This is a genomic window from Methyloceanibacter sp. (genome assembly GCF_051306395.1).
Classification (GTDB): Bacteria; Pseudomonadota; Alphaproteobacteria; order Rhizobiales; family Methyloligellaceae; genus Methyloceanibacter.
In genome coordinates this window covers 1-2,613 of the sequence record NZ_JBPPND010000095.1, presented here as the reverse complement: position 1 = coordinate 2,613, position 2,613 = coordinate 1, and the positions used below count along the sequence as shown (strand labels likewise).

Here is a 2,613-nt window from a genome sequence, read left to right as displayed (position 1 = left end):
GCTCGACGTCGTCGAGCTCGGGGAAAATGTCGATCAGCGCCTCGCGCAGGTTCGAAGTCGGCCAGGTCGGATCACCGGCGATGGTGCCGTCGCGACCGCCGAACAGGACGCGCCGGCCATCGGGGGAGGGGCGGTAGTAGTAGTGCAGCTTGCGCGTCTCGGAGAGCATCATGCGCTTCGGCATGAGCTGGCGCATGAGATTATCCGAGAGCGGCGCCGTCGCGATGATGCGGCTGCGCACCGGCACCAGGCGGCGGCGCAGCCAGCGGTCGGAGCGCGTGGTGTAGCCGTTCGTGCCGCTGATGACGTGGCGCGCCTTGACGCGGCCGCGGGCCGTCTCGACCTCATAGTCGAGCCCTTCGCTGCGGATCCCGAGCACCGCCGTCTCGCCATGCACGATCGCGCCGGCCGCAAGGGCGAGCCGCAGCATTCCCGCGTGCAGCTTGCCCGGATGCAGCCCGCCGATGTCTTCGCGCACGGCGCCGCCGTGATAGAAATCGGTGCCGAGATACGTGCGCTGCTCCGACTTTGGCACGGCGTAGGCCGTGATCCCGGTCGTCGCCGCGAGCATGTCGGCCTCGCGGGCGAGACGCTCGTAGTCGCCCGCCGTAGAGGCGCCGGCAAAGCGGCCAGTGATCGCGAAATCGCAGTCGATCCCTTCCCGCGCAATGAAGTCGGCGAGGTCCTCGCGCGCCACCTTGGCCTCGGCGATGATCGCGCGCGCGGCAGGCTCGCCGAATTTCTTGCGCAGTTCGTCGAACGAGGGCCGCAGGTTACCGCTGGCGATGCCGCCGTTGCGGGTCGAGGCCCCCTCGCCGGGGCGCATCCGATCGAACACCTGGACGCTGCGTCCGGCCCGCGCCAGCGTGATCGCCGCGGAAAGCCCGGTGTAGCCGGCGCCGACGATGACGGTGTCACATTCGCCGAGCACCGGAGTTTCGGGCAGCGTCGCCGGCGGCGCGGCGTCCCACCAGTAGGGATCGGATCGGATCATGGGATGTGGCCGTTGAACGTCGACGGGGCCCAAGGTGGGCGATGGGCGGACGGATAGGATCAGCATACAGCAGCAAAATGATTGGCCGTCGGAAGTCAATCGTTTTGCGTAGAGCGTCACGCGCAGGCGGGCATCGGCACGCGTACCTGGATCGAGGCTTCTAGTACCGGACCATGTCGAAGTTTGGACTGTCTGCGGCAACCGGCGGTTCGTGGGCCATGTGACAGGGAGATGCTGCATGCCTATCCCCTCAGATCAGGTGGCAATTGTGGTGTCTGGCAAGAGGCGCCGATAGAGCAACGTCTGGTCGACGATGGCCCGCATCGTCATTGGTCCGCGCGTCACGAGGCTTTCGATGAGGCGGGCAGCGATGCGGCATACGCCCTTGGTCTTGCGGCGGTTGTGGCGAAAGGTGAATTCGTCGAGATAGCCCTGCAGGTGCTTGGGAGCGACTGCGCCTGCGTGTGTGCCGATGAGCCAGCGCTTGGCGAGCGATACCGTCCAATGACAGCCCTGCACGGCGTCGCTCTCGCGCCGCTCGGCTTTGGTCTGCACTTTCCGCTCGTGCGGGCGCTCCCCGAGGCTCTTGTCGCTGTAGCCCGCGTGCCCGTCCGTCACGATATGAGCATCGTCTGAGATCTCCTCGTCCGCGAATCTTTTGCAGGTGACCGTGTCATTGTTCTCGGCGTGGACGAGGCGCACGCGGCCGTTTGCTTCTGCCGCGACGAGGACGAGCTGTTTGTGTGGGCCGCCCTTGCCTCCGACGAGCGTCTCGTCGATCTGGACGAAAGGGCCGAGCGGCTCGCTGTCGGAGCGAACCATCGCGGCGCGGAGCTTGTGCAGCCACGTCCACGCCGTTTCATACGACCCGAAGCCCATGATGCGCTGTAGGTCCTTGGCCGAGATGCCGGTGCGCCGCGACGTGATCTCGAAGATCGCGCGAAACCACATCTTCAAAGGCTTGCGCGTTTTCTCCAGCACCGTGCCGGCCGTGAGGCTCGTCTGATGCCCGCACTCGGCGCACTCGAACCGGGTCCCCTCGCGCAGCGTCCACAGGCGCCTGGAGGCGCACCGTGCACATGCCGGTTCGCCGCCCCAGCGTACCGCGATCAGATACGCGCGGCAGTCCGCCTCGGTCTTAAACCGATCCTCAAACTCCGGCGCCGTCTTCGGAAAGTCACGCCACAAGCTGTTGTGCATCTCGCTCGACATTGGTCCATCTCCTCGATGGCGAGCCTCTACACCACGATTGCGCCGGTTCTGAGGGGATAGGCATGTTCATGGCGCGCATTTTGAGGGTTTGCATTCTGGGTGACGCGGAAGCGGAACGCGAGTGTCCGGTACCAATACCGTCGTTGAATCGATGCCAAATGGCATCTGAAGGAACGTGTGAGCCATTGCTCGCGCTTGACCCATAGCGTCGGGCGAGCGATATCTGGTGTCGGCCGCAGTGCCGACATATCACCGAGCCCAATAGGGCTGGTCCGCCCGATCATCGTGACGTCGGCAATCTTTGGCTCACCTCGATAAGGTTCACTCTTTGCTTGCAGCTCGGCATTTGGTGCGATGTACCGAGCGGCGCCCGGAAATCTAGGCAACAAATCCTGTCTCTTATACAC

At 64.9% G+C, this 2,613-nt stretch carries 3 protein-coding genes; all 3 read right to left on the bottom strand.

Translation table 11 applies throughout. The features are described 5' to 3' along the window. On the bottom strand, positions 1–994 hold a 994-nt coding region (locus ACSLE4_RS05320), incomplete at its 3' end, for an NAD(P)/FAD-dependent oxidoreductase (protein WP_435903440.1). A gap of 255 nt (positions 995–1,249) precedes the next feature. Continuing rightward, positions 1,250–2,206, bottom strand: a complete 957-nt coding sequence (locus tag ACSLE4_RS05315) for an IS1595 family transposase (RefSeq protein ID WP_435903439.1) — start codon at positions 2,204–2,206, stop codon at positions 1,250–1,252. Between the two features lie 26 nt (positions 2,207–2,232). Next, the coding region (locus tag ACSLE4_RS05310) for a hypothetical protein (RefSeq protein ID WP_435903438.1) at positions 2,233–2,613 on the bottom strand (381 nt) is incomplete at its 5' end.